Genomic DNA, 24,967 nt, shown 5'->3' with positions numbered 1-24,967 from the left:
CCCGTCGCGGACTGTCAGTGGCGGTCGTTAGGGTCGTTCCCGTGTCCCAGTCGTCCGCGCGGCCGTCCGCGCACCAGCACCCGTCGCCGTATCCGGCCGTCCCGGCGTACGAACCGCAGCCGTCGTTCGACGCCGTGCCGGAGCGTGCCCGCTGGCGCTACAAGCCCCGCCGCGCCTTCTGGCGCAGCAAGGTGGTGCGGGCCTCCGCGGTCGTCATCGTGCTCGCCCTGTGCGGGCTGGTGATCCTGGCGCTGGTGCGGGAGCAGACCGGTACGGAGGGCTTCCTGGTCGGGCTGGGCCTCGCCCTGCTGCCCGTGCCGCTCCTCATGGCCGCGTTCCGCTGGCTGGACCGGGTCGAGCCGGGCCCGTGGGGCAACCTGCTGTTCTCGTTCGCGTGGGGCGCGTGCGCCGCCGCGCTGGTCGCGATCGTCGCCAACACCTTCGCGACCCGCTGGATAGCCACCGCCACCGCCGACCCGGCGTCCGCGGACACGCTCGGCGCGACCGTCATAGCGCCGATCGTGGAGGAGAGCGCGAAGGCGGCCGCCGTGCTGCTGGTCTTCGTCTTCCGCAGACGGGACTTCACGGGGATCGTCGACGGTGTCGTCATCGCCGGGTTCACCGCGACCGGCTTCGCCTTCACCGAGAACATCCTGTATCTCGGCAACGCCTTCGGCGAGGACCAGCAGATCGGCACGTCGGGGTTCGCGTCCGTCACGGCCGCGACCTTCTTCGTACGGATCGTGATGTCGCCGTTCGCGCACCCGCTGTTCACCGTGCTCACCGGCATCGGTTTCGGCATCGCCGCGATCACCGCGCGCCGCAAGAGGATCCGGCGGGTCGCGCTGCCGCTGCTCGGGCTGGTCCTGGCGATGGGCATGCACGCGCTGTGGAACGGCTCGGCGGCCTTCGGGCCGTGGGCGTTCTACGCCGTGTACGGGGCGTTCATGGTGCCCGCGTTCGGGCTGCTGACCTGGCTGGCGGTCTGGTCGCGGCAGCGCGAGCTGCGCACCATATCCGGCGAGCTCCCGGCGTACGCCGCGGCGGGCTGGCTCACGCCCGCGGAGCCGCTCGCGCTGTCCTCGATGCGGGCGCGCGGTCTGGCCCGTGGGTACGCGGCGCGCTGCTTCGGCCCGGCGGCGGCCCGGGCGGTCGGCGAGTACGAGGCGTTCGCGACGTCGCTGGCGTTCCTGCGCCACCGGGCCCGCCGGGGCGTGGTGGGCCCGGACTTCATGGCGCGTGAGCAGGAGCTGCTGCACCACCTGTGGCAGCGCAAGGAGATAGCCGGGCCGGCGCTGACGTACGCGGCGCAGGCCACCGGCCGGGTGTGGACGCCGCCGCCGCATCTCAACTACGGCGGCTACAACCCGTACCGGTACTGACCACAAAACCGGCAGCCCTGGCGTCGGGGGGTGTGCCGCCAGAGCTGCCGGAGTGCGAAAGCGCCGGACGGGATTCTCAGACGGTGAGGCCCTTGCCGCGCAGCCAGGCCAGCGGGTCGATCCCGTCGCCGCCCGCGGTGTGCACCTCCAGGTGCAGGTGCGGCCCGGTCACATTGCCGGTGGCGCCGACCCGGCCGATGGTCTCGCCGGTGCCGACGGTCTGCCCGGCGCCGACCGTCATGGACGACAGGTGGCAGTACCAGACCTCGGTGCCGTCCTCCAGCTCCAGGACGATGCGGTAGCCGTACGAGCCCGACCAGCCGGCCGACTTGATGGTGCCGCCGTGCACGGCCTTGGCGGGCGTACCGGTGGGCGCGGCGAGGTCGAGACCGGTGTGGTAGCCGGAGGACCACATGTTGCCGGCCTGGCCGTAGGTGGAGGTGATGGTGTACGAGGAGGTCGGCAGGGACCAGCTGGAGGCGAGCTTGGCCAGCCGCTCCTCCTCCGCGGCCTTCTCGGCCGCCGCCGCCTTGGCCGCGGCCTCCGCCTCGGCCTTGGCCTTCTCCTCGGCGGCCTGCTCCTGGGCGGCGGTCGCTTGCGCCTTCGCCTCGGCCGCGGCCTGCTCGGCGGCGGCCTTCTCGGCGGCCGCCTTGGCCTCGGCGTCGGCGGAGGCCTGCTGCTGCTCGGCCTGCTGGAGGATCCGGGCGCGCAGTGCCTCGCCGGCGTCCGCGCCGCTGCTCTGCTGCCCGGCGTCGGCACCGGCGGTGCCGGTGAGGGTGGCGTTGGTGAGCGGGGCGGAGTCACCCTGGCCGGGTCCGTCGGAGTCGTCCGAGTCGTCGGACATCAGGGCGCCGATGCCGGGCAGGGACTCGGCGTCGGGCAGGTTGTCCGTGACCACGTCTGGCAAGGATATGGAGACCGCGGGCTTGTCCTGCGCGGTGGCCATGCCGCCCGCGCCGACCGCCGCGATGACGCCGACGCCGAGGACGGTGGAGCTACGGGCGAGGCCGCCGCGCTGCTTGGCGACGCGGTGCCGGCCGCGGACGGGGCGGACGGTCTCCTCGGTGGGGTTCCATTCCTCCCACTGCCCGTTTACGGGTGCGGCGTCCGGGACACCCGAAGAGTTGAACGAGCCGATGGAGCCGTACGGAGCTTCGGGGGCTGGGGCAGGGCGGTTGGACGCCACGGAGGCGCACTCCTTTCCTTCCTTCTCGCCTACCGGGTTAGCTGACGGGTTCGGAGCAGGAAGGTCTCCTACGGGCCCACTTCGGCCCGATTCACCCCAAGGTGGTGGTTCCCCGGTTCCCTTGCGGAATTCGGCGCACGCGCGCGGTGCCGTCTCTTGCGACGGCTGGGACGACCGCGCTGCGTTATCGAACGTTAATAGACGCGGGCTCCGGATTCCAAGCTGTTCCTACTGATCATTAACTACACGGGCCCGGGATTTACCAGGCCACAACCGGGCACAACCGGGCGAGTTGACCGCACATCAGAAACATTCCCCGGGCACAGCAATTCTGACGGTGCGTCACGTGTTATGCGCAGCGACACATGGTCACTACGGAGTGCTACGGCACCACCGGCATCGTCCGCCGCCGCTCCGGCTGCCCCTCCGCCGGCCGGCTCACCGCCAACAGCGCCAGGTCGTCGGTCGCCCCGCCGCCCGTATGCCGCCATACGTCGGTCACCAGCGCGTCCAGCACCGCGTCGGGCCCCGGGAAGAGCCGCCCCGCCAGCCGCGCGACCGGGTCGTAGAAGACACCGTCCGCGTCCCGCGCCTCGGAGAGCCCGTCCGTGTAGAAGAGCAGCGTCGCCCCCGCCGGATACGGCACTTCGTACGCCCGGTCCGGCCACGTCCCCAGGTCCGCCATGCCCAGCGGCAGCGCGGGCTCGGCCTGCTCCAGCAGCTCGACGCGCCCGTCCGCGTACAGCATCAGCGGCTCCGGGTGCCCCCGGTCCACCACCCGCACCACGGCCTCCCCGCGCGGGATCTCCGCCAGTACGGCGGTGGTGAACCCCTCGAACGCGTCCAGCCCGTCCCGCCGCGTCCCCTCCCGCGCCAGCGCCCGCTCCAGCCGCTGCGCCACGCCCTCCAGCGAGCTCTCCTGCTCGGCCGCCTCCCGGAACGCCCCGATGACCACCGCCACCGCCTCGACCGCCCCCATGCCCTTCCCCCGCACGTCCCCGACCACCAACCGCACCCCGTACGGCGTGTCCTGCACCGCGAAGAGGTCACCCCCGATGAACGCGTCCGCCTGCGCCGCCTCGTACCGCGCCGCCACCTGCAACCCCCCGATCCGCTCGGCGGGCGTCGGCAGCACGGCCCGCTGCGCGGTCTCGGCGATCACCCGCGCCGAGGCGAGCCGCTCACCACTGCGCCTCACGACCCGGTTGATCAGCAGCGCGAGCCCCGCGACCACCGCCACGGTGAGGATCTCGGTGAGGGCGTGCACCTCGTCCAGGGTGCCGTTGCCCAGGTGCAGGAACAGCACGGCCAGCACGGCGGACAGACCGGACAGCAGCGTCGTACGGGCGGTGAACAGCGGCGCCGCGACGAGCGGGGCGGCGGCGAACAGCGGTACGGCGGTGAAGTGCGGCGGGGTCCACACGTCGTACACCACGCCCCCCGCGATCAGCAGCGCGGGCAACGCGCGGACGAACCGCCGGACCCCCTCCGGCCCGTCGCCGCCGTCCCGCGCTCGCTGCCCCACCACTGGTCTCCTGCCCGCTCCGCCCACGGCTGCGGACGGTACCGCGCCCCACCCAGGCTGACCGGAGCCGCGCCGCGCGGCGACTCGCCATCCGCCGACCGAGCGACACACTCCACTTGCCCGGGGCATGACGAAGGCCCGGTGCGCAATGCACCGGGCCTTCGTCTTCAGTAGCGGGGACAGGATTTGAACCTGCGACCTCTGGGTTATGAGCCCAGCGAGCTACCGAGCTGCTCCACCCCGCGTCGTTGTGAACACCACCTTACGCCATCCGGCGCACGTTCCCTAACCAATATCCCTGGCAGCTGCCCTGACGCGACCAAAACGGCCACGGTGACGCCCGTGGTCGGGAAAGGAGCGTGACGGACGCGACTGTGGCCGGGGGCGGCGGGAAGCCAGGCCCCCCGGGCGCCGGGCGGCACGGGGCCATCTGGTCCTCCGAATTCGTGACCGCTTGTGGGTCGGCCTCGGTGCTGTACTTCTTGCCGAGGGAGTTGACGTCCCCGGTGCGGGTCTCCTGAGAGTCGTGTCACGACCGCCCGCCATCCACCAGCCGGTGCGGCGCGTGTGTTTGAGCGTCCCCGCCTGGGGATCGCGTACCGGATGCTCTCGAGCTCTCGACGGGCTTGCGGCGAGAGATCGCGGCTGTCCAACATCATCGGCAGGCGGTCGCGTAGGGCAGTACATCGAACTCGGCTCCCCACCGAGGCCCGCGACTTCGGGCTGACGGTCACCGCTCACTGCCAGCAGGTATGGCTGCATCATCCGGAACGGATCATCGAGTCCGCGCCGGTCCGCGAACCCGCGGCTTGACGTACCGCCCCGGCCGGCCGGGGCTTCGTTACTCATGATCGTCGGGCTCTGGGGCCGGCAGACGATTATCAGAGCCCCGGGAGTGACGTCAGCCCCAGGTCGGGGAACGCCTCTGACCTGGGGCTGAATGGTAGGCCGTGTGGGACTCGAACCCACAACCAACGGATTAAAAGTCCCCCCAAGATCATGACGCGAGGTGCCGACGCCTGCCAGGCGGTCCCGGCGTGCCTGGTCAGAGCGCTTCAGGTCAGATCAACATGCTGCCTGGTCCAGCCCATGTCGACCCGTCCGCGCACGCATCGCTCACGCAAGCGGTCCCTGCGTTGAGACGCCGCATGGGCAGCGGCGTGCCGACAAGGCCGAGGGTGAAGGAAGCGCACTGGGCGTCTCGTGTTGGGGCGGAGCGGTCAGATCGACGCATGCGAAGCGGAGGGGGGTGAGCACCGAGGTGATGGCCTATGCCTCGTCCCAAAAGCCCGGTGGGGCATCCGCCCTGCGCCTGGATGCCGTGAGCGTCAACCTAAGGGGGCTGGGCCGCTACGGAGAGGCTCGAAACTCAGTCAGCGGTGGGCCTGGATCGCTCACGCGTGAGCAGGAGAACAGCTACGGCCGGGGCGGCTCCGACTACGGCCTGGGCAACGAAACCTTCGGTGAAGGCCATCTCCAAGCGCACGGCGTCTCCCAAAAAGACGCTTACGGCCAGCAGGAATACCACGGGCACCAGGGCCACGGAGAAGGCCACTGACGAGGCCCACCGTGCGGCGCTCACCGTCCACGGTCGGCCTGCCGACATGCGCATCCCCGCGATAACCAGAACTACTCCCGTGAGAGCGAACACCGGTACGCCGAGGGCAACCGTGTCGCTACGTGCGACGAGGAAGGCAGACAGCCCGAGGTACCAGACACCGGCAATGAGAGGCGGGAACGCCACGCGTGTCCTTCCGGGTGGCCGGGGCCGACAACTTGTGTGTGCCGGCCCCGGTGGTGGTCAGTCGGATGCCGGGGTGCCCGGCCTTATCCGCACGTGCTCAGTGGTCTCGCCGTTCGGTCCCTTTTCGATCCAGCGTTCCTCAGCAGTAGCGGACCGGGGGGCAGGCGGCGGACCAGGGGGGAAGTTTAAGTCTGACTTGACCCTCACGGGTTTCCCGTTGGCGTCCTTGAGGGGCTTGCCGTCAGAGCCCATTACGGGGAAGTCTTTCGGCATCTTGGCCGGATTTATGGTCCCGTCCGGGTTGACCCACTCCGGTGCTGGCGGAGCGGGTGGCCGCTCTGTGCTGCCGGAGGCCATCGCCACCGACGCCGCACCGCCCATCACCAGTAGGGCTGCCGCTACACCCAGTGCTGTCTTCTTCATGGTTCTCCTCCGGTTCTACGGTTCGATCCAGTGTTGACCGGACCAAATCGGCACGTTCTTGCCGTACCACGTGCCTTGGTAGTAGACAGCCGACGCGCCCTTGGTGGCGTAGTAGCCGCCCGCACACGGAGGCGCAGGGAAGTCGACGGACACCGTAATGCTTGAAACATTCTTGGTGGTGTAGATGCCGTTCATTTCCTGTCGGCACACGTACCACTGGCTGCCACTCCACTTGAAGTACTGGAAGGCCGCGCCAAGGTTTCCGGCTGGACGGCTCCATGGCAGGATGCACGCACCGGTCGCGGGTTCGGAGAGGGACGCGACCCCGTCGACTTTGAGGTAACCGGCGTCGGCGCCCCCGTGGGAGACCTCGGATCGCGTCCAGAGGCAGTTACTGGTGTCCGTATTGGACCAAACCATGTCGCGTTCGTATACATAGTGCGCGCTGGCGCTCGTCGCGGTGGTGAGGACGAGCAGGAGCGCTGCGGGTAACGCGAGCAGGGCAGTCAGGGCCCGCCCGCGCCTTCTTCCGAGTAACGGTGATGTTGTGGACGTCAAGCTTCCGCCTCCCGTCTGCATGGCTGGCGCCCCTGACGATCAGAGACGTCATGAACACGGCATACACAGCCTGGCCTACACCAGTTCGCCTCGCAAGCGATTTCCGAGAGTCGTTTATAACGATGAGCTTCGGGCGCGCAGGGGTACGCGGAGGAACGCGAGCCGGGCCCTCCGATGTGAAGCTGCAGAAGATGGCCATCACGGCAGGAAAAAGACGCCCGAGCGCGAATGGTTGAAGGAAGCTCTCTCGGTCGCCCTGGCGCAGTCTCTTTCGGATCTGCACGCCACCTACCGGAATGTCATCGCCTCGGATAGCGGACTGCGTCCAGCGCCGAAGATGCCCCGCCGCGCATGAAGAAGAAGTCCGGACGCCAGTCGGTCCGGTTAAACCGCAACGGGTTCGTCGGCTGGCGGATGTTTAGAGATGTCGAAGCGCATGGGGTGGCTGGCGAAAATCGCGCACCGACCATGAGGTAATAAGGGCACCAGGGCGAATTTGACCTCGCTCGCCCTTCTCTGCCCGCGCGGCCCACGAACCCTTGATCAGCGTGCTGCGTGCCTGAACTGGAGGGCAGGGATCGCTGCGATCTTGTCGGGAGTGAGGCGGTCCCACAGGATGCCGTTCGGCCGGCGGGGGGTGGGGCACGTGATGACCTCGTCGGGGGTGACGATCAGGTCCACGGAGACGTCGTGCTCGGCGGTCGGGACCGGGCCGTCGACGACTTGGAGTGGGTGGACGGTTGTGACGATGAGGGTGTCAGGCTTGATCAACCCGGCCTCGGTCAGTAGGGCGTATTCCAGATCGGAGTAACCGGCCCCCTTGCCGATGCGGGCTCCGTCTCGGTTCACCGCGACGCTTCCCAGCACCACGATGTCGATCGGGTCAAGGTCTTCGACGTCGACGGTGGGGGCGATCGACGCCGCTATGCGGCTGGACGCGGCTTCTTCCGGGGCGATCGTGATCGCGGCGGGGTCGAGCAGATAGAAGGGCCGGGGTGTAGCCAGCTTCGGTACGGCCATGTAGACGGTCTTGCCGTCCGACAGCGCACGGGCGCGGACGGGTAGCTGTGCCTTGTCGGGTACGGCCTTGACTCGCGTCGCCGCCTGCCACGCCGGCAGGGCGGCAAGTCGAGCAGCGGCTTCTTCTGCCCTCCTGAAGTTCGGGATCCGCCCGTGTACCGAGCTGTCGTACACAGCGGCAGCGGCTTCCAGGGCGTCCCATACCCGCTCTCGTACGAGCTGCTTGTCCTGGTCGTGCTGGTTGGGCACCGGAGTCTCCTTACCGCTACAGCGCTGTCATGAGAGCCAGCAGCCGGTCATGGACATCTTGGACGGCCGTCACCTGGCGCCAAGGGCGAAGCTCTCGGGCGGCACCGAACACGATGTTCATACCTCCGCCGCCACGCGTTTGTTCCAGGTCCTCGATTGCTTTCGCCAGTGTGTCGACCGCGGCGTCGACCTCGCCCTGGCGGATCAAGGCGAGCGTAAGGTTTCCGAGCACGATGGCGCGGGACTTTCTGCGGTCCCGAAGCTCTGCGGCCGTCGCGATGAGGATGCGTTCGGCGCGGCGGTGTTGGCCAAGGGACAGGTAGCAGGCGCCGGCGAGACGTCCGATCTGGGTAGGTGAGACGAGTTCGGCCCCCGCGTCGGTGGGCTCGGCTCGGTTCATGTGCTCCTCGGCCTGGCCGAGGGCGCGTTCGCACTCGGCTGCCTGGCCCAGCATCGCGTGGGCTTCGCCTGCGTGAAGTAGGGCGAGGCCGGTCAGCGCGTGGCTGGCGTCATGGGCCGTCTTGGCCGCCTGCAGGGTAAGGTCGAGGCCCGTCTTGGCGTCGCGTGAGCCGTACAGGGCGACGTAGCCGGTGCGCAGGAGGGCATGGCCTTCGAGGGTGGGGTCACGCAGGTGGCGGGCCACACTGACGCTCTGCGCGTAGAAGGACTTGGCTGTCTCATGGTCGCGGCGTTGCGAGGCATCCCATACGAGCTGCCCCATAAGGGTGGCAGCGTCCGCCTGGAGGGCACGCAGCTCTCTCTGGACTCGCCCGCGGCGCGCCTCGCCCGCCAAGAGGGATACGTGACCGAGCTGCTGTCCGGCTTCAGCCAGGAGACTCGCGGACGGTACCTGGTCGTACTGGTCGATCAGCTGCTGGAACTCGGTGCGGAGCATGGCGCAGGTCTGCAGGTCGGACCGTTCCGGGTGACGGGTCGCGTACTCGCGCCGCTCCGTCTCTGGAGTGGGGGAGGCGGCTGGAGCGAGCAGGTCCCGCAGTTCATCAGCGGTGACGCCTAGCGCGCGGGCGAGGCGGGGGCGCATCCAAGCCTGTGGTTCGCTGCGGCCGTTTTCCCAGCGCACGATGGTTGTGCGGTCGACCCGCAGCTCCTCGGCGAGGGCTTCCTGTGTGAAGCCCCTCGACTCGCGCTGTTGGACGAGCCGGTACCGCTTGAGCACCATTTCTTCATCTCCCGGCTTGCCTCGGAGGGCAACTACCCAGGTCATGCCCGGGGGTGCCGCATGGATGCATCACAGGCGCATCAATAGTGCCCTGGTCCTATCGGATGGCGGGCGGTTCTGTGGAGCCCAGCACTCCCTTTCTGGTGGTGACTTGGCCGACCATCCCGTCGGCTGCGTCGCCCCGTGCCCGGGGATCCGTTCCCTTCGCGCTCCACCCTTGCGAAAGGCACTGCCATGACCACTGCCGTGCATCGACACCGTTCCACGCTCCTCCGGACTCTCCGACGTGGGGGTGAGCCGCGATGAGGTCCGCGATCCCCATGCCGCACGGGTTTCGGGTCGAAGCCGCTGACGAGGCGGTACCAAGGGCACGAAGGCGAATCATGGCCGTGGTGCGGGGGTGGGGTGTGCCGCTTTCGGACGAGGCACTGAGCGATGTCGCGCTGATGTCAAGCGAGGTGATCACTAATGCCGTACGGCACACCGGCGCTTCGTGCACAGTGGTAGTGCGGTGGACGGGTGCCCGGCTGCGGGTGGAGGTGACTGATGCCCACCCGACGCGGCCCGTGTCCCGAGACGGGACACCGGATGTCGAGAGTGGCCGGGGCCTGATGCTGGTCGAGTCCCTGGCCGCTGACTGGGGCAGCATCCCTGTGATGGCGGGCAAGATCGTGTGGTTCGAGGTCGGTCCGGCGGCCTCGCGGACCGGTACTCAGCGGTTGACGGCTCTGCTTCGGGCCGCGGTTCCCTTGGCTTCGGCCGGTGCCGGGTGTGTGAGGCCCCGACGCATTCGGCCTTACGTGTTTCCTCCTCGCCGGCTGGCCGTGGCATGAGGACTCGAAGGACAGATTTACTGCGGCGGGCGGAGATGTGGTGGGGGTGCAAGGCCCAGTGGTGGTGGCCAGTCCGGATGGTCAGCCCTCGCCGCCGCAAGATCCACGCTGAGCTTGCAAGGCTGCTCGCCAATCCTGCCTTTCAGGCCGCTGTCATGGACGGGGTTCGCAGCGATTTGCGGTCGAGAGAGCACGAGCTGGTGCGGCTGGTCTTCTCCCGGGTGCCCGTGGAGTAAGGCTCCCCGCTGTTGCCGGGCGGGGTTCGCAAGGCCGGCGGTTCAGGTGAGGGTGGCCGCCGACAACGCGATTCGGCCAGGCGGCGTGCATTCGCTCCCCTCCCGCCGCCCGGCCGTCAAGGCGCCCTCCGGCCGTTTCCCCCAACGGCCGGAGGGCTCTTCAACGATCAAGGAGGACAAGGTGCCCGAGCAGACGGCGCTTCCACTCCCATTCCGGATCGAGTTCGACGCCCAGCGCGGCGAAATCGTGGTGTGGCGGCGATTCGGCGAGCCGCCCCGGCAGGCCGAACGACGCAAGGTGCTGTCTTCGCTGGAGGAACTGGCCATCAGCGCGGCCGAGCACTCTCACGAAAGCTGGCTTCATCATGCTCTCGCCCAAGCACTCATCGGTGCCGCGACCGAGCATCTCGGCGCCGACCCGAATCGACTCCGGACGGCCGTGCGAGCTCTACGCGACCCGACCTGCACTGTTCCGGTCGGCGTCCTGATCCATGGCGCGGAGGCGGGGGAGACACCCCCTGCGGGTTGACTCTGCTCAGCCGCTTCCCTTCACTGGCTGGCTCGGAAGGCATGTGCCCTCGTGCGGCGACCTTGGCGGTTCCCGAAGGGCCTGCGGGATTGCCCAGCCGTGTAACTCGTTCGCGTCTAGGCACCCTTGACTGCCGTACTTTCCCGGGGGATGGTCACGCAACCTGACGCAACCCGCTCGACATGGGAGGACGCCGTGCAGTTACGGTTCATCGCGAAGGATCCGGAGTCGGGGAAAGACGGTTGTCCATCCGTCTTCGTCGACGAGGACAACGCCGATCTGGTGCTCCAGGGATGGAAGGCTGACGACGACACCCGCGAGGGCTGCTTGTCTGTCGGACCGATTCCGGGACACGAGGCGGTGATTCGGATTCCGGCCCGGATGGTGCCGGCCTTGAGGGAGGCGTGCGATGCCGCAGAGCGTGCCCAGCTTCATTGACATGCTGGCCGACTGCCACCGGTCGGCCGTGCATTTGGAGATGCGCGACGCGTACGCGGTCGGCGACGAAGTGGACGAGTTCGAGGCGTGGCGCAGTGGTCACCGTACGAACTGGGATGACCGCGAGTCATGGTGGCACCCGTTCTACCAGGCAGTATCCGACGCCGTGGGGCGTGGTGTCGTGGTCCGGCGTGCGCGAGTCGTCTGCGAACCGGTGACTGAGTACATCCGGTACGAGCACTACATCACCCAGGCCAATGTCGTGGCCGGGGAGCAGGTGCGGTGGCTGCCCCGCCGACGGGCTACGGACATCGCGTTCCCCGGCAATGACTTCTGGCTCTTCGACGACCGCCTTGTGCGCGTCAACCACTTCACTGGCGACGGAGTCATGGTCGACCAGGAAGTCATCGAGGACCCTGACGTGGCGAAGCTCTGCAGTTCCGCCTTCGAAGCAGTCTGGGAACGAGCCGTGCCGCACGAGGAGTACCAGGTCTAACGGCACGATCCACCGGATAGCCAGCAATGCCCTCGTCACCCGTCTCCAGCGCTCAGGCAGCGCGCGAAGCCGTCGCGGCGCGGCTGAAGGAAATGCGCCTGGATGCCGGCCTGACGGGGCTCGAACTGGCTATCCGGTGCGGCTGGCACAAAGCGAAGTCGTCTCGGATCGAAAACGCGAAGACGCCGCCCTCAGACGCTGATATCCGGGCATGGACCCGCGTCTGCGGAGCGCAGGACCAGGCCGCCGATCTCATCGCCGCCTCCCGCACCGCTGAGTCGATGTACGTGGAGTGGAAGCGGAAGCAGCGCACCGGGCTCCGCCGCCTACAGGAGTCGTACGTCCCCCTCTACGAGCGCACCCGGCAGTTCCGTGTCTACTCCTCGGATGTCATTCCCGGCTTCTTGCAGACTCCCGAGTACGCCACGGCGCTGCTGTCCTCGATCACCGAATTCCGCGGGATCCCAAACGACGTCGCTGATGCCGTGGAAGCCCGGATGGCCCGCTCGCACGTCATCCGCGAAGGGCGCCACAGCTTCGCGCTGCTTATAGAGGAATCGGTGCTGCGCTACCGCATCGGCGACCGCGAGGCGATGGCCGGCCAGCTCGGGCATCTCCTGACTGTGATGTCCCTACCGTCTGTCTCCCTCGGAGTCATCCCCTTCACCTCCGAGCGCCGCATCTGGCCGATGGAGGCTTGCTACATCTACGACGACCGGCTGGTGCAGGTGGAACTGCTGACGGCCGACGTCACCGTAAGCACGCCGAGCGAGGTCGCCACGTACCTCAAGGCGTTCACCAAGCTGCAGGCGCTCGCCGTCCACGGCCCGAAAGCGCGGGCGCTAATCACCTCTGCCATCGACGCGCTCGGCTGAATCCGCGCAACCTCGTGCAACTTCATTGAGGCCCAATTGGCCTCGTCCGTACGTTCGTTCCCGTGGTCGTTACGTGCGCGGAGACCACGTCACCCCCCACCCCACCTGGGGCGACGACGCACGGACCCCGCATTCCCCCGCCGCTTCTCATGGGTGGGCAGCGGCGGGTGCACCCGCATCCGCCGAGGAACCGATGCGATGGAGGTACGAGATGGACCGAGGGAAGCCCCAGTCGGCGAAGCAGGTAGCTGCTCCTGCCGTCACGCCCGAATCCGTGCGGGCGATCCAGCGGCGCGTGAAGGCGTTCGCCGCGACCGGCACCACCAGCAGCTCCCCGACGACCTACCACCGGTAGCCGCAACGCGGAGGGGGACGCCGGTCGCTCCGGCGTCCCCCTCCGCCCGCTCGCACTGTCCGATCGCATAGAGGAGATCGTCATGGCTGCTCCCGCCGGCCTTGAGCTGACGTTCCTGGGCCACCAGACCTGGCACATCACCGATGGCCTGTCCACCGTGTTGCTCGACCCGATCCTCGCCCCCGCCTTCGGCGCCGGGAACCTGGAATTCGAGATCTGGCCGCCCCGCACGGTAGACACCATGGGCATGCCCGCCCCCGGCGCAGTGATCCTGAGTCACGAGCATCTGGACCACTTCCACCTCCCGTCCCTCAACCTCCTCAGCCGCAGCGCCCCCGTCTACACCGGCATCACCACGCCGACGGCCGTTACCGACGCCATCGCGGCCCTGGGATTCACCGTCCACCGCGTCGATCACACGCAGCCGCTGCACATCGGCGACATCGAGATCACCCTCTACCCCGCCGGCGCCCGGACCCTGTTCTGGGAGAAGCGGGTCGCCCAGCCCCTGGTTCGGCTCGCCGGCACGACAGGCAACGACGTTTTCATCGGGGTGGACGCCGACGTGTCCGACCTCTACATCGAGCAGCTGGCCGACGGAGCTCTCGCCCCGCCTCGCCTTGCCGTCGTCTCCAACAACGCCCAGACGGTCCCCTACGGCGCACTCGGCGCGGACAACAACCTGTTGCCCGGCCTCGACGGGCCGCGCAACCGGAAGACCGGCCTCGAAATCCTCCACAACCTCCTCATCGACTACCTGGCACCGCTCGACGGCGTGAAGGACGTGGCCCTGTGCGGAAACGGCTTCACAGCCCCTCGCAGCCCGCACGGCCCGTTCCTCTACTCCGACCACGCCGCACTCGCGGATATGGCAAACAAGCTCCAGCACCTGTTCCACGTCCACGGCCCCCGCCCCGGCGACCGACTGACGGTGCCCACGGGAGAAGGCCCGATCACTCGCTCCCACGCCACGTGGGTCACTCCCGACCCCATCGCCGAGAAGCGAGCTCTCGCCACGCAGCAAGTTTTCCTCGCCGAACCGCAGCAGGTGATGCCCTCCGCGATCACCCCGGCCCTCCCCGAAGAGGAATGGCAGCAGGCGCGCGCCCTGGTGGCAGACGAGCTTCCCCGCCTGGCCCGCGAACTGATCGCCACCCGCACCGGCGCCCTGGCCGCCAGCATCCACGACTACCTGCACGGCCCCCTGAGCGGTCACCGCCTCGTCCTGCGGCTGCTCGACCCGCCAGGTCAGCCCGGCACCGTCGACTCCTACGCCTGGAACATCGCCGGCCCCTCCTGGGACAAGGTCGAGACCACAAGTCGGGAAGCGGCCATTGCCGCCTACCCCTTCGGCATCGAGATCTACTTCCAGGACTTCGCCTCGCTCTTCCTCGGACGGGCCCAGATCTGGGACGTCGTCGGTGGCTCGTACCAGGGCTGGCACATCGGCGAGGGCCTCGACTCACCGGTCTACGCGCTGTTCGCGATCTACGGCGAACACCAACGCCCCGACCTCGCCGCCCGCTGCTACAGCAACAGCCTCGTCGCGCTCGGCATGGACTCCCTGTCGTGAACGCCGCCCCCGCCGGGCCGCTGGACGGCGCAGCCCGCACGCGGCCCGACGGGTGGCTGGCCAACCCGCTCAGCACGGACCACGCCCTCGCGGAACGACAGGCCCACGCGCTCCTACACCAGCACCATCCCGACGCCCCCTCCCCAGCGCGGTGTATCTCCGCCCGGTACCGCACCGCCGCCTTCGCCCTCGGCGACCCACCCGTGCAGCTACTCAAACGCCATGCCGATGAGGCTGCCTACCTCGGCGAGATGCTCGCCTACGAGGTGCTGGCCGACGAACAGGTGCTGCCGGCCTTATACAGCTCGTCCGACAGCTCCCGGACGCTGGTCGTCGACTACCTCAGCCATGGCGTTGACCTGACAGACGCCGACGCCTTCGATGAACTGATTCATAGGGTGGCAGTCGTGCACACTGCCTCTGCTCGCTGGCACCCTGCCGTCGCTGGAGCGATGTCCTCCTGGCGCGTGGAGATCGCCCTTTCCTCGCCAGCGGCGGACTGGATCAGCAGCCCCGCCGACTGGCACGACCTGATGCGGCTCATGGCCGACGCCCATGGGCCCGATCATGTCCCCCTCGGACATCTCGATCTCAAGCCCGACCACGTTCGGCGCCACCCCGACGACGGCCTCGCTCTCATCGACGCCGAGACACTACGACCGGATCTGACAGGACTGCCGGACCTGATCACGCTGGCTTACATCGCAGGCAGCAACGACCGGTATCCGCGACCGCGTTGGATACGGCACGCGTACCTCCGACACGTCAACGAACTCGGAGCCCAGTGGACCGGCGTCGCGCTGGTGAACGCGTTGACCGCTTTCGCCACTGCCACCGGCTTGCACTCCCTGCACGGCGCACAAAGCTGACCATCACCGCGATACCGTGCCACCCCCAAGAGCAAGGAGAACGTTCAGTGATCCGCGGTATCCGCACCGTCATGGTCTTCGTCAAGGACCCCGAAGCGGCAGCACGCTGGTGGGCCACGATCTTCGGCGCCGACGTCAAGCTCGACGTAGACGGCCCCAACGTCTACGCCTGGCTCGACCTCGATGGGATGGAATTCGGCTTCCACCAGGCATCGCCGAGGAACAACCCGCACGGGGGCAGCACCGTTCCCTATTGGACCGTCGACGACCTGGAGATCGAACGCACACGCCTCCTCGACGCCGGCTGCACTCATCACCGCGGCCCCCTCGACGTCGAGCCCGGGCGCCGGATCTGTCAGCTCGTCGACCCATTCGGCACCATCTTCGGCCTCGACGGCCCCTGACCCCGGAGCCTCGCCATGCGCCACTGGCCCCTGACCGCCCTCGAACTCACTACCCCAGACCTCACTCTTCGGCTGCCGACGGATGCCGAGCTCGACGAGCTGGCACAGGTAGCCGCCGACGGAGTCCATGCCGACGACGCGGTCTGCTTCCCCCAGCCCTGGGCATCAGGACCGCCGGAAGAACGAGCCCGCAATGTCCTGCAGAACCACTGGTGGGCCAGAGGCGACTGGGCGCGACACAACTGGCGCCTACTCCTCGCTGTCTTCCGTGGCGAACAGGTCATCGGCCAGCAGAATCTCTCGGCACGTGACTTCGCCGTCACCGGCGAGGCCCGCACTGGTTTCTGGGTGGGGCAGCAGTTCCAGGGCCAGGGGTTCGGAACGCAGATGCGCGCAGCGGCACTCGCTCTGGCCTTCGACGGACTGGGCGCCCGCCGGGTCACCTCAACAGCGTTCGCCCACAACACCGCTTCACGGGCCGTCTCAAGCAAGTTCGGATACCGCCCCAACGGCGTGCACCGGGTCGCCGTGGGCGACGTCGCGGTCGATGCGCATGAGGAGGTCCTCGAACAGGCAGACTGGCCAAGCTACGCCCCTCGTACACCCGTCGAAATCATCGGACTCCCCATCTGTATGTCCTTGTTCCGTTGATGGGGTAGCGGTGGAGACGAGTCGTTGCTAGCACGACGCGGCCCCACGCTGGGCCCGAGCCCAGAGCTGACAGGAAGGACGGAACCGGCAGCGAGGGGGACGACGCACGGTCGCTCAGATCTTCAGTACGGCGTCGTCGAACTTCTCCCGGAGCCGGTCCGAGCGCTGCTGGGCTTGCAGCCACCGCCGGTGCAGGGCTTCCCGTGCCTCTCCCGAAGGGGTCTGGCGTGCCTCCCGAAGGATGTCGACTTCCTCGTGAAGTGACCGATGGGCGTTGCGGGCCACGGCTCCCAGGTCCCGGTCCTCCTGGTAGATGCGGCGTGTTGTCCGGCCGACCGCCTTGAGGGCGGTGTGCACGACGTTCCACGACTCCCCCGTCGACCCCATCGTCTCTTCCTCAATCTCCGGCGGAGCGCCGTAGCCGGGAAGGTTGTAGCTGGAGAAGACGAACCGTACTTCGGCCTCGAACTTGTCCTGTAGGGCGTCGCAGTCGTCCTGGAACCGGTCGCAGGCCGCCCGTAGCCGGTCTTCCCGGCGGTCGGACTCTGCCTGCCTGCGGTCCTCCTGCCGGTTGCGCTGCGTTGCCTTCGCGGTGAACACAGGGGTGAAGATGACTCCCGCGAGAGCGATGAAGGCAACGGCCAGAGTGACGGCGTTCGTTGACATCAGGCCAGGGTGCCACGGATTTTCAGGGCGCCGTCGTGGTTCGGGATGGTTCCGCGGTTTGTGGCTGGTGACACGGTTCTGCGATACCCCGCACGACTAGGGTCGTTGAAAACGCCTCGATTGGGTGAGACATGACAGGAGTTCGCCGGGGGCAGACAGGAAAGCTCGTAGAAGGGCTGGTCACGGTGGGCACGACATGTCAACGTAGACGACCTTCCCGGAGATCTCGGGGGCAAGGCAACGTGGTCTCGGAGCACGACGACGATGGCTCCGGTGAGGCTGCCCAGCCGCGAATTCTCTCCGGTGGTGTCTCTACCATCCCGCCCCTGATGTCCGCTCGCTCCGTCGGCGGGCAGTAGATCTCCCCCATGCTCTGGAGGCGCTTCTGAACCCGCAGTTCCCGTTCGACCCGTCCCTGCCGATCGGCGCCCCGTCCGCGTACTGGGTCGGTCCCCGGCACCTGGCTGGTGACGACGGGCATCTCTACGACGCCGTCGCCGACACGCTCGCCGGCCTCGGCTGGACGAGCCTGACGGTCGTCCGTGGGCGGCGTGAGCTCGACGAGCCGTTGGAGGACCGTCAGGTGTTGCGGAGCACCGTCCTCCACATCAGCCCCGACGCCCTCCGGTGGGCTCAGTGGGTGCTGCCCGACGAGCCGTTTCACCTCGGTGGGTTGCCGGTAGCCTGGGCAGGTCTCCGCCCGTTCGGACGCGACCAGCCCGCTCGCGGACTGGTCCGCCTACTTCACCCCCGATGTCCCGGGCGAGGTCCTCACCGACTTCCTCCTCGCGTTTGATCGATGCGACCGTCCTACGGCCGCGTTGACCGAGCCCAAGGTGGTCTTTGACGCGGTCACCGCGCACGGCTGGCTCCGCGATGCCGACGAGCCCCACGCGACGGCGATGCATCCGACGTTCACCGGCCGCCTCAGCCTCAGCGAGGTCCCGCCCCTCATCCAGGACGCCGACCCCCGCGGCCTGACCACCGAGCCGGGTGGGACAGGGCCGTTCGGTTGGCAGGCGTGGGCTGAGCCTGCGATGGGCGCTCCGTATTTGTGGGCTGCGTCGTTCGGTGCCAGCGTGCCGCACGGCCTTGTCGCCGCATTCGCCTCGTCGCTGAGCTCTACCGCACCGGTGCTGCGCCGGGTCCTACCGGAGAGTACGCGGGACCAGCTGATGCGCGCCCCGGCCAGCTGAGAATTGCCCCACGCAATGAAGCCGGGCCTCCCATTTCGGGGATGCCGTTGGTTAATTCGGATCCTCTCGTGACGTCGGCTCCCAAGACCTGGTTGTGGTCTTGGGAGCCGACGTCGTTTGGGGAGGGTATCGATGTCGATGCGGCCGGAGGAGCCGGGGGAGATTCCGGCGGAGACGGTACGGGTGGCTCGGGCGGCTTTCCGGAAGGGGAGTCTGGCGATCCGGATGCGGGACGAACTGGGGCCGTTGTTCGGGGACGGGCAGTTCGCGGGTCTGTTCCCCGCGCGGGGGAAGCCCGCTTGGTCGCCGGGGCGGCTGGCGTTGGTGCTGGTGTTGCAGTTCGTGGAGGGGCTGACTGACCGGCAGGCCGCAGAGGCGGTGAGGGCCCGTATCGACTGGAAGTACGCACTGGGGCTTGAGCTGGCCGACGCGGGGTTCGACTACTCGGTGCTCTCGGAGTTCCGTGATCGGCTCATTGGAGCGGACGGCGGCCGGGAGATCCTGGACGCGGTGCTGGCTGCGGCCCGCCGGCGGGGCCTGATCACCGCTCGGGGCCGTGCACGGACCGACTCCACTCACTTGCTGTCCGCGGTGCGCGAGCTCAACCAGCTGGAACTGGTCGCGGAAACCCTGCGCTGGGCGCTGAACGCCGTGGCTTCGGCCGAACCGGACTGGCTGAGCGAGCATGCCCGGCCGGATTGGTTCAAGCACTACGCCACCCGGGCTGAGGACTCCCGTTTCCCCAAGGAGCGGTCCCGGCGTGACCAGGCGTATCGGCGGGTCGGCAGTGACGGCATGCACCTGCTTCAGATGATCTGGGCGAAGGATGCGCCACCGGGCTTGAGGCAGCTGCCGCAGGCGGAGGTGCTGCGGCAGGTGTGGGTGCAGTACTTCCACCTGATCGAGGGGGAGGTGGCCCGCCGGGGCCCAAAAGACCGGCCACGGGGCCTGAAGCGCGTGGTGACTCCCTATGACTTGGATGCGCGCACCGGCGGGAAGCTCGACATCAATTGGGACGGCTACAAGGTCCACGTCACCGAGACGTGTGAGGAGAGCACCCCGCATCTGGTCACGAGCGTGGTGAGCACGGTCGCGAGCGTCTCCGACGACCGGATGTCTGCCCCGGTCCATGCCGAGCTCGCCCGGCGGGATCTGCTGCCGGGCGAGCACTGGGTGGATGCCGGTTATGCCAACGCCGGTGCCCTGTCCGCCGCCCGCCGTGACCACAGCATCGGTCTGCACGGACCGCTGAAGGCGGTGACTGTCCCCCACGCCCGGGGGGATGCCGCCTTCAGCCAGAATGCCTTCACCATCGACTGGGACAACCAGTACGTGACCTGCCCGAACGGCGCTGTCAGCACGCAATGGGCCGAGCGCCCCTCCAAGGAGGGCCTGGCGGAGGTCCGGGTCCGGTTCTCTCCGGCCGACTGCGGCACCTGCCCCCAGCTGCCCGAATGCGTCAACTCCCCCAGACCCCGACGGCGGGAGATCAACCTCCGGCCTCGTGACGAGTACGAAGCACTCCAGCAGGCGCGAAAGCTCCAGGCGACCGACGAGTGGAAGAACCGCTACAAGATCCGTGCCGGCATCGAAGGCACCATCTCCCAGGCAGTCCAAGTCTGCGGCCTGCGCAGATCCCGCTACCGCGGTCTGTCCAAGACGAGCCTCCAACACCAGCTAACCGGCGCTGCCGTCAACCTCATCCGCATCGACGCCTGGCTCACCTACACGCCCCGAGCCCGCACCCGCACCAGCCCTCTGACAGCACTTCGCCCCGCCGCATAGCGACGGGGCGAAGCAACCGGGCCGAATTTACCAACAGCATCCCCGTCGGGAGGCCCGGCTTCAGCGTTGCTGTGCTCTGGCGTCTCTCCCACGTCACCCCTGTCACTGAGTGACGTGGGCCTTCGTCAGAAGGTGTACGGAGTGAAGGGGCGGACCGGTTCGATGGTGAGGCCGAGCAGTCGATCGAACTCCGCCCGTTCCTCCTTGCTCATGAGCTGAACGGCGTTGCCGAGGTTCTTCTTGGTGAGCTGCTCCATGAACGGGGCGAGGAAGCGCTGCAGAGCCTCCGGTGCTTCGTCCATCGTGCGCAGGTACTCCCGGTATCGCGTTATCTGTTCGCTCACCTCTTCGAGTTCGACTCGAGTGGCCCTGAAGATGAGGGCCTGTTCCTCCTTGCTGAACGGGCGTCCGTCGCGATGGGTCCAGGTTTTGGTGTCACGCCAGCGCTTGAAGTCCGCGTCGCAGAGCAGGGCGACGATCTCGGGGCGGGCTGTGGTCGTGGGCATACGGGTGCTCCTCACAGGGGGTCGGGCGGGTGGAGGCATCAATGGTCCGGAGGATCGCCGGTTTGCCCAACCGGCGATCGTCGGCTATGTTCCGCCCGCTTCTCCGGTCAGCGACGAAGGCCGGAGTCATCTACTGCGCTGGGCGCCGGCCTGTGTGGTGGGCGCCGTGACGGGGCGCGGCGGCCTCGGGCCAGGTACCGTGGGAGCTTTCGGATGCGCCGGGCAGATGAGCCTGCGGCGCGAGGTGGAAGCGGCGTGATCGAGGGACGGCCGCAGCCGTTGACGGCAGGACGGGTCAGGGATGGCCTATCGGGCTGCTGGAACGCGTCTGTCCGGACGAGCGTCGCTGGGCGTGCTCGTCTCGCCGGATGGGTTCCCGGCCACTGTGGGATGGTGGGAAGTATGAGCGCGGGCTACGACGACTTCCTTGCCCAGGTCCGTGACCGTGGCGGCTATGCCGACCTGGAACACGCCGAACAGGTCCTGACCTCGGCACTGACCGTGCTCGCTTCCCGCCTCGGCCCCAACACGGCGGCGGCCTTGGCTCGCCAACTGCCGGCCTTCCTGACCGAGGCCCTGGAGAGTCGCTCACCGGAGGAACCCGAGCAGTTCTGCGCGCAGGAATTCTGTCGCCGGATGGCTGAGCTGAATGAGACGGACCTGAAAACCGCCCGCTGGGATGCCGAGGCCGTGCTGACCTGCCTCGCCGACACACAAACCCGGGGCCTGACCGCGCAAATCCTGCACGAACTGCCACCCGACTATGCGCCCCTGTTCGGCAGACGCGGGATGATCTGAACCACCAACGTCCTCAACACACTGGGGCCGGCACCCGACAAGGTGAATCGCCGACCCCAGCCAGCCGAACGCTACCGCTCCCGCCCCACTGCCCATGACGGCTCACCGGCCGCGGCAGGCCCGAAACAAGCTTCCAGCGCAGTCCCCGACAGGTCACTAGCAGCGTGCAGGTGCGGGGTTCGGAGCAGTGGGAAGCCAACGCGGCCAAAACAGCGGGCTGTGATTTCTACGCTGGTCACCCCTCCTGTGGTCAGTGCGCCAGCGGAAGCACGGCTCGGACGGATTTGCCGTGTGGGTGTATGTTGACGCTTACCCTTCTCGCCAGCTCTTGGACGAGGGGCCAGCCGAATCCGCCGGGTTCGAAGGCGTCGGTGCGCCGGAGGCGTGGCGGGGTTGTGCTGGCGTCGGAGACGGTCACGGTGACGCTGCCGGCTGCGGCGTCCAGCCGGAATCCTGTGACGCCGCCTGCGTGCCGTTCCGCCTTGGTCACCAGCTCGGACACCACCAGGACCACGGCTTCCGCTTCGGCGCTGTCGGAAGGGCCCACGGAGGACAGAAAGCCTCGCGTGACATCACGTGCCTGTCCGGCTGTGCGGATGTGCCTCCTGCCGGAGGGGTCGGGGTGTTGTGCCTCGGGTGGCTGCACCATCGCTTCCTCCGGCGTTGTCCGACAGTTCCCGGGTCAGACGTATGCCCGGAATGTAGGCAATCACTCGCCGTGCGGGTTTCGGTGGCCAGATGAGAGTGGCCATGGGCGCCGTGCACGGTTGAGGTTAGACCACAGGCGCTCAGCGGCCCTTAATGGGTGATGCCACGGCCAGGAGTGGGGCAGGCCCGTCGGCGCGGCCTCGATGTCATGTGTGGCTGGGAAGGCCGCCCAACTCGTCCATGCTCTTCTTGCATTTCGCGCCTGGGGGCCGGGACCATGTTGTCGAAGGAGGCGGCCAGGCGCGGGTCGACGGGCTCCCCGTGGGTGCCCTTGCCGTACAGGTAACGCAAGGTCGGCTGGAGAGGAAAGCGAGCCCCCGGTCTCCACGTATACGCGGCCCCCCATATTGCCGATCTCGGCCCGGATGTGTACCGGACTTCACGGTCTATAGATCATTTCCACGAGGAACGCGCCGATCAGGACCCAGGCGCCCAATCCGAGCAGCCACATCTGGCGGGTAGGAACACCGACGGCGATGAGGATGACCGCGGTACCGGTCAGGGCGTAGACCATGCGCCGGATGCCCTGGTCTGCGCCGGATCTCTTCATGAGGCTGTCCGCGAGCACTTTGCCGACAGGCGGGCGCTGCGTCCTCGGAAGCTGCCAGTCGGGAAGGGCTGGTGGGGCATGCAAGAAACTGTAGGCGCGACCGTCCGCTTTGTTGGTGAGCCCGCGCGTTAGAAGTCCGTCATGGATGGCTATCGTCGTCCAGTGCGATTGATTGAGACGGGGTCGGCAGCCAGAGTGGACTCGCTGTGGTGAGGCGGCGATGGCCGCGGCCGCGGCATCCGGCGCAGTTCGTCGTGGCCGGCTTTGCCACGGCGATCCTTGTCGGGACCGGACTGCTGATGCTCCCGGTCGCCAAGGCCGGGCCGGGAGGCGCGACCCTGCTGGAGGCGCTGTTCACCTCGACCTCGGCCGTGTGCGTGACGGGGCTGGTCGTGGTGGACACCCCCACCTACTGGACAGGGTTCGGCCAGACCGTGATCCTCGGCCTGATCCAGCTCGGCGGCCTGGGCATCATGACCTTCGCCTCCCTACTCGGCCTGCTGATCTCCCACCGAATGGGCCTGCGCGCCCGCCTGACAGCGGCGGCCGAGACCAAGACACTGAGGCTGGGCGAGGTACGCTCGGTCGTCTTCGGCGTGGTCAGAGTCAGCCTGCTGCTGGAGGCCATCACCGCGCTCGTACTGACCCTGCGCTTCGGCCTCGGCTACGACACGCCGTGGCCCCGAGCGCTGTGGCTTGGGGTCTTTCACGCCGTCTCCGCGTTCAACAACGCGGGGTTCGCCCTGTACTCCGACAGCCTCATGGGGTTCGTCACCGACCCGTGGATCTGCCTGCCGATCGCGCTCGCGGTTATCGCCGGTGGCCTGGGCTTCCCTGTGCTGTTCGAGCTGCGCCGCCGCTGGCGCAGGCCGCGGGAATGGTCGCTGCACACCAAAATCGTCGTCTGGGCGAGCGGGGTCTTCCTCGTTGGCGGCAGCGTGTTCATCACCGCGATTGAGTGGACCAACCCTGCCACTCTGGGCCCGCTGGACACTCCGGGAAAGCTCCTGGCTGGCTTCTTCCAGGGCGTGATGCCCCGTACGGCAGGGTTCAACAGCATTGATACCGGCCAGATGAACCCCGCGAGCTGGCTGGGCATGGACGTGCTGATGTTCGTGGGCGGCGCCAGTGCCGGCACCGCCGGCGGTATCAAGGTGACCACCTTCGCGGTGCTGTTCTTCGTCATATACGCGGAGGTGCGCGGCGAGGGGGCGGTGAACATCTTCCACCGGCGCCTGCACGGCGACACCCAGCGCCAGGCCCTGACCGTCGTGCTGCTGTCGGTGGCCGCCGTGGTCAGCTCAACAGTGATCTTCATGGTTTTCACCGACATCAACCTCGACCGTTCCCTGTTCGAGGTCATCTCGGCCTTCGCCACTGTCGGCCTGTCCACCGGCATCACCGCCGACCTGCCCGCCACTGAACAGATCCTGCTGACCGCACTGATGTTCATCGGCCGGCTCGGCCCGATCACCGTGGCCTCCGCGCTCGCCCTGCGCCAGCGCATCCGCATGTACGACCTGCCCGAGGAGCGACCCGTCATTGGCTAGGAACCGCAGCCCCAAACCCCGCCGCATCGCCCGCAAGGACTCCGTCGCGGTCATCGGCCTGGGCCGCTTCGGACGCGCCCTGGCCCTGGAACTGGTCGACGAGGAGACCGAAGTCCTCGGCATCGACGAGGATCCGGAAGTCGTCCAGATGATGTCCGGCTCTCTCACGCACGTCGTGCGCGCCGACTCCACCAAAGAGAGCGTCCTGCGCCAGCTCGCCGTCCACGAGTTCAACCGTGCGGTTGTCGCCATCGGCACTGACCTGGAGGCCAGCATCCTGACCGCCTCCCTGCTGGTGTCCTTCGGCATCCAGGACGTCTGGGCCAAGGCGATCAGCGAGCCCCACGGGCGCATCCTCACCCAGCTCGGTGTCCAGCACGTTGTCTACCCCGAACACGACATGGGCCAGCGCGTCGCCCACCTCGTACGCGGTCGGATGCTCGACTACATCGAGTTCGAGGACGACTTCGCCATGGTCAAGACCACCCCGCCCGCTGAGATCGTCGGTAAACGCCTCGCCGAGAGCACCGTACGAACCCGATACGGCATCACCGTCGTCGCGATCAAGCGCCCCGGCGAGGACTTTACTTACGCCACCGCCGACACCGTGGTCGAAGCGCACGACACCATCATCGTCGCGGGACGCACACGCCAGACCGAACGCTTCAGCGAACTCCAGTAA

At 68.0% G+C, this 24,967-nt stretch carries 24 protein-coding genes, 1 tRNA gene, 3 pseudogenes and 1 riboswitch; of the genes and pseudogenes, 16 read left to right on the top strand and 12 right to left on the bottom strand.

The features are described from left to right. Positions 1-41 precede the first annotated feature (41 nt). On the top strand, positions 42-1,382 hold the full coding sequence (locus BKD26_RS34430; protein WP_084906393.1) for a PrsW family intramembrane metalloprotease: 1,341 nt from the start codon (positions 42-44) through the stop codon (positions 1,380-1,382). A gap of 76 nt (positions 1,383-1,458) precedes the next feature. On the opposite strand, the gene BKD26_RS34425 is transcribed toward BKD26_RS34430, so the two are convergent. The 5 genes and pseudogenes from BKD26_RS34425 to BKD26_RS42310 form a co-directional block, all read right to left on the bottom strand. Next, positions 1,459-2,568 (bottom strand): M23 family metallopeptidase, encoded by a 1,110-nt coding sequence (locus tag BKD26_RS34425; protein ID WP_084906391.1) that lies wholly within the window; start codon positions 2,566-2,568, stop codon positions 1,459-1,461. An 11-nt stretch (positions 2,569-2,579) separates the two neighbouring features. After that, a riboswitch (cyclic di-AMP (ydaO/yuaA leader) is annotated at positions 2,580-2,714 on the bottom strand. Between the two features lie 236 nt (positions 2,715-2,950). Then, positions 2,951-4,093 carry a PP2C family protein-serine/threonine phosphatase gene (locus BKD26_RS34420; RefSeq protein ID WP_347106114.1) on the bottom strand — a complete coding sequence of 381 codons (1,143 nt, stop codon included), beginning with the start codon at positions 4,091-4,093 and terminating at the stop codon, positions 2,951-2,953. Between the two features lie 171 nt (positions 4,094-4,264). Next, a tRNA-Met gene (locus BKD26_RS34415) sits at positions 4,265-4,338 on the bottom strand. Positions 4,339-4,538: 200 nt separating this feature from the next. Beyond that, positions 4,539-4,681, bottom strand: a pseudogene (locus BKD26_RS42315) (HAD family hydrolase); the annotation flags it as partial. Positions 4,682-4,683: 2 nt separating this feature from the next. After that, positions 4,684-4,773: pseudogene (locus BKD26_RS42310) on the bottom strand (transcriptional regulator); the annotation flags it as partial. 569 nt (positions 4,774-5,342) lie between these two features. On the opposite strand from BKD26_RS42310, the gene BKD26_RS39950 reads away from it, so the two are divergent. Next, positions 5,343-5,651: a hypothetical protein gene (locus BKD26_RS39950; RefSeq protein ID WP_143662747.1), complete on the top strand. Its 309-nt coding sequence runs from the start codon at positions 5,343-5,345 to the stop codon at positions 5,649-5,651. Positions 5,652-6,275: 624 nt separating this feature from the next. Here the strand turns inward: BKD26_RS39950 and BKD26_RS39945 are convergent. The 3 genes from BKD26_RS39945 to BKD26_RS34395 all read right to left on the bottom strand — a co-directional run bounded on the left by BKD26_RS39945 (position 6,276) and on the right by BKD26_RS34395 (position 9,267). After that, positions 6,276-6,818 (bottom strand): hypothetical protein, encoded by a 543-nt coding sequence (locus BKD26_RS39945; protein WP_143662746.1) that lies wholly within the window; start codon positions 6,816-6,818, stop codon positions 6,276-6,278. Positions 6,819-7,361: 543 nt separating this feature from the next. Then, positions 7,362-8,087 carry a 5-formyltetrahydrofolate cyclo-ligase gene (locus BKD26_RS34400; RefSeq protein WP_084906383.1) on the bottom strand — a complete coding sequence of 242 codons (726 nt, stop codon included), beginning with the start codon at positions 8,085-8,087 and terminating at the stop codon, positions 7,362-7,364. Positions 8,088-8,103: 16 nt separating this feature from the next. Then, a complete protein-coding gene (locus BKD26_RS34395; RefSeq protein WP_084906381.1) occupies positions 8,104-9,267 on the bottom strand; it encodes a helix-turn-helix transcriptional regulator in 1,164 nt (387 codons plus the stop codon). A 1,250-nt stretch (positions 9,268-10,517) separates the two neighbouring features. Here BKD26_RS34395 and BKD26_RS39940 point away from each other — a divergent pair. The 9 genes from BKD26_RS39940 to BKD26_RS34345 all read left to right on the top strand — a co-directional run bounded on the left by BKD26_RS39940 (position 10,518) and on the right by BKD26_RS34345 (position 16,526). Then, positions 10,518-10,865, top strand: coding sequence for a hypothetical protein (locus tag BKD26_RS39940; RefSeq protein WP_143662745.1), 348 nt, complete (start codon positions 10,518-10,520; stop codon positions 10,863-10,865). Positions 10,866-11,060: 195 nt separating this feature from the next. Beyond that, complete coding sequence (locus tag BKD26_RS34375; protein ID WP_084906373.1) at positions 11,061-11,303, top strand: hypothetical protein; 243 nt, start codon at positions 11,061-11,063, stop codon at positions 11,301-11,303. Further along, positions 11,275-11,799 carry a DUF6879 family protein gene (locus tag BKD26_RS34370; RefSeq protein WP_084906371.1) on the top strand — a complete coding sequence of 175 codons (525 nt, stop codon included), beginning with the start codon at positions 11,275-11,277 and terminating at the stop codon, positions 11,797-11,799. The genes BKD26_RS34375 and BKD26_RS34370 overlap by 29 nt, the downstream gene beginning before the upstream one ends. 26 nt (positions 11,800-11,825) lie before the next feature. Then, entirely contained in the window at positions 11,826-12,674 is an 849-nt protein-coding gene (locus BKD26_RS34365; protein ID WP_084906369.1) for a helix-turn-helix transcriptional regulator, read from the top strand. Positions 12,675-12,885: 211 nt separating this feature from the next. Beyond that, positions 12,886-13,029, top strand: a complete 144-nt coding sequence (locus BKD26_RS40680) for a hypothetical protein (RefSeq protein WP_179166816.1) — start codon at positions 12,886-12,888, stop codon at positions 13,027-13,029. Positions 13,030-13,111: 82 nt separating this feature from the next. Next, positions 13,112-14,602 (top strand): MBL fold metallo-hydrolase, encoded by a 1,491-nt coding sequence (locus BKD26_RS34360; RefSeq protein WP_084906367.1) that lies wholly within the window; start codon positions 13,112-13,114, stop codon positions 14,600-14,602. Next, positions 14,599-15,471, top strand: coding sequence for a hypothetical protein (locus BKD26_RS34355; protein WP_084906365.1), 873 nt, complete (start codon positions 14,599-14,601; stop codon positions 15,469-15,471). The genes BKD26_RS34360 and BKD26_RS34355 overlap by 4 nt, the downstream gene beginning before the upstream one ends. Before the next feature lie 47 nt (positions 15,472-15,518). Beyond that, complete coding sequence (locus BKD26_RS34350; protein WP_107418097.1) at positions 15,519-15,875, top strand: VOC family protein; 357 nt, start codon at positions 15,519-15,521, stop codon at positions 15,873-15,875. Positions 15,876-15,890: 15 nt separating this feature from the next. Further along, positions 15,891-16,526, top strand: a complete 636-nt coding sequence (locus BKD26_RS34345) for a GNAT family protein (RefSeq protein WP_084906363.1) — start codon at positions 15,891-15,893, stop codon at positions 16,524-16,526. 114 nt (positions 16,527-16,640) lie between these two features. On the opposite strand, the gene BKD26_RS34340 is transcribed toward BKD26_RS34345, so the two are convergent. Next, the gene (locus BKD26_RS34340; protein ID WP_084906361.1) at positions 16,641-17,192 is read right to left on the bottom strand and encodes a hypothetical protein; all 552 of its coding nucleotides are present in this window, start codon (positions 17,190-17,192) and stop codon (positions 16,641-16,643) included. A 373-nt stretch (positions 17,193-17,565) separates the two neighbouring features. Between BKD26_RS34340 and BKD26_RS34335 the strand changes: the two are divergent. After that, positions 17,566-18,388 (top strand): annotated as a pseudogene (locus tag BKD26_RS34335) (DUF317 domain-containing protein). A 132-nt stretch (positions 18,389-18,520) separates the two neighbouring features. Next, positions 18,521-20,173: an IS1182 family transposase gene (locus BKD26_RS34330; RefSeq protein WP_084906359.1), complete on the top strand. Its 1,653-nt coding sequence runs from the start codon at positions 18,521-18,523 to the stop codon at positions 20,171-20,173. A 125-nt stretch (positions 20,174-20,298) separates the two neighbouring features. Here the strand turns inward: BKD26_RS34330 and BKD26_RS34325 are convergent, their stop codons facing one another. Continuing rightward, positions 20,299-20,679, bottom strand: coding sequence for a hypothetical protein (locus BKD26_RS34325; protein ID WP_084906357.1), 381 nt, complete (start codon positions 20,677-20,679; stop codon positions 20,299-20,301). Positions 20,680-21,081: 402 nt separating this feature from the next. Between BKD26_RS34325 and BKD26_RS40675 the strand changes: the two genes are divergently transcribed. After that, positions 21,082-21,477 (top strand): DUF2267 domain-containing protein, encoded by a 396-nt coding sequence (locus tag BKD26_RS40675; RefSeq protein ID WP_179166815.1) that lies wholly within the window; start codon positions 21,082-21,084, stop codon positions 21,475-21,477. Positions 21,478-21,727: 250 nt separating this feature from the next. On the opposite strand, the gene BKD26_RS34315 is transcribed toward BKD26_RS40675, so the two are convergent. Together BKD26_RS34315 and BKD26_RS40670 are read right to left on the bottom strand one after the other, a co-directional pair. Further along, complete coding sequence (locus BKD26_RS34315) at positions 21,728-22,126, bottom strand: ATP-binding protein (RefSeq protein WP_084906353.1); 399 nt, start codon at positions 22,124-22,126, stop codon at positions 21,728-21,730. A gap of 438 nt (positions 22,127-22,564) precedes the next feature. Next, a complete protein-coding gene (locus BKD26_RS40670) occupies positions 22,565-22,735 on the bottom strand; it encodes a hypothetical protein (protein ID WP_179166814.1) in 171 nt (56 codons plus the stop codon). Positions 22,736-23,034: 299 nt separating this feature from the next. On the opposite strand from BKD26_RS40670, the gene BKD26_RS34305 reads away from it, so the two are divergent. After that, on the top strand, positions 23,035-24,285 hold the full coding sequence (locus BKD26_RS34305) for a potassium transporter TrkG (protein ID WP_277622440.1): 1,251 nt from the start codon (positions 23,035-23,037) through the stop codon (positions 24,283-24,285). Further along, on the top strand, positions 24,278-24,967 hold the full coding sequence (locus tag BKD26_RS34300) for a TrkA family potassium uptake protein (protein WP_241518980.1): 690 nt from the start codon (positions 24,278-24,280) through the stop codon (positions 24,965-24,967). Before BKD26_RS34305 ends, BKD26_RS34300 begins: the two co-directional genes overlap by 8 nt.

It is taken from the genome of Streptomyces sp. CB03238 (assembly GCF_002099185.1).
In the GTDB taxonomy this organism is placed as follows: Bacteria; Actinomycetota; Actinomycetes; order Streptomycetales; family Streptomycetaceae; genus Streptomyces.
The sequence above is the reverse complement of the archived record's forward strand: the minus strand, read 5'-3'. Positions and strand labels throughout refer to the sequence as shown.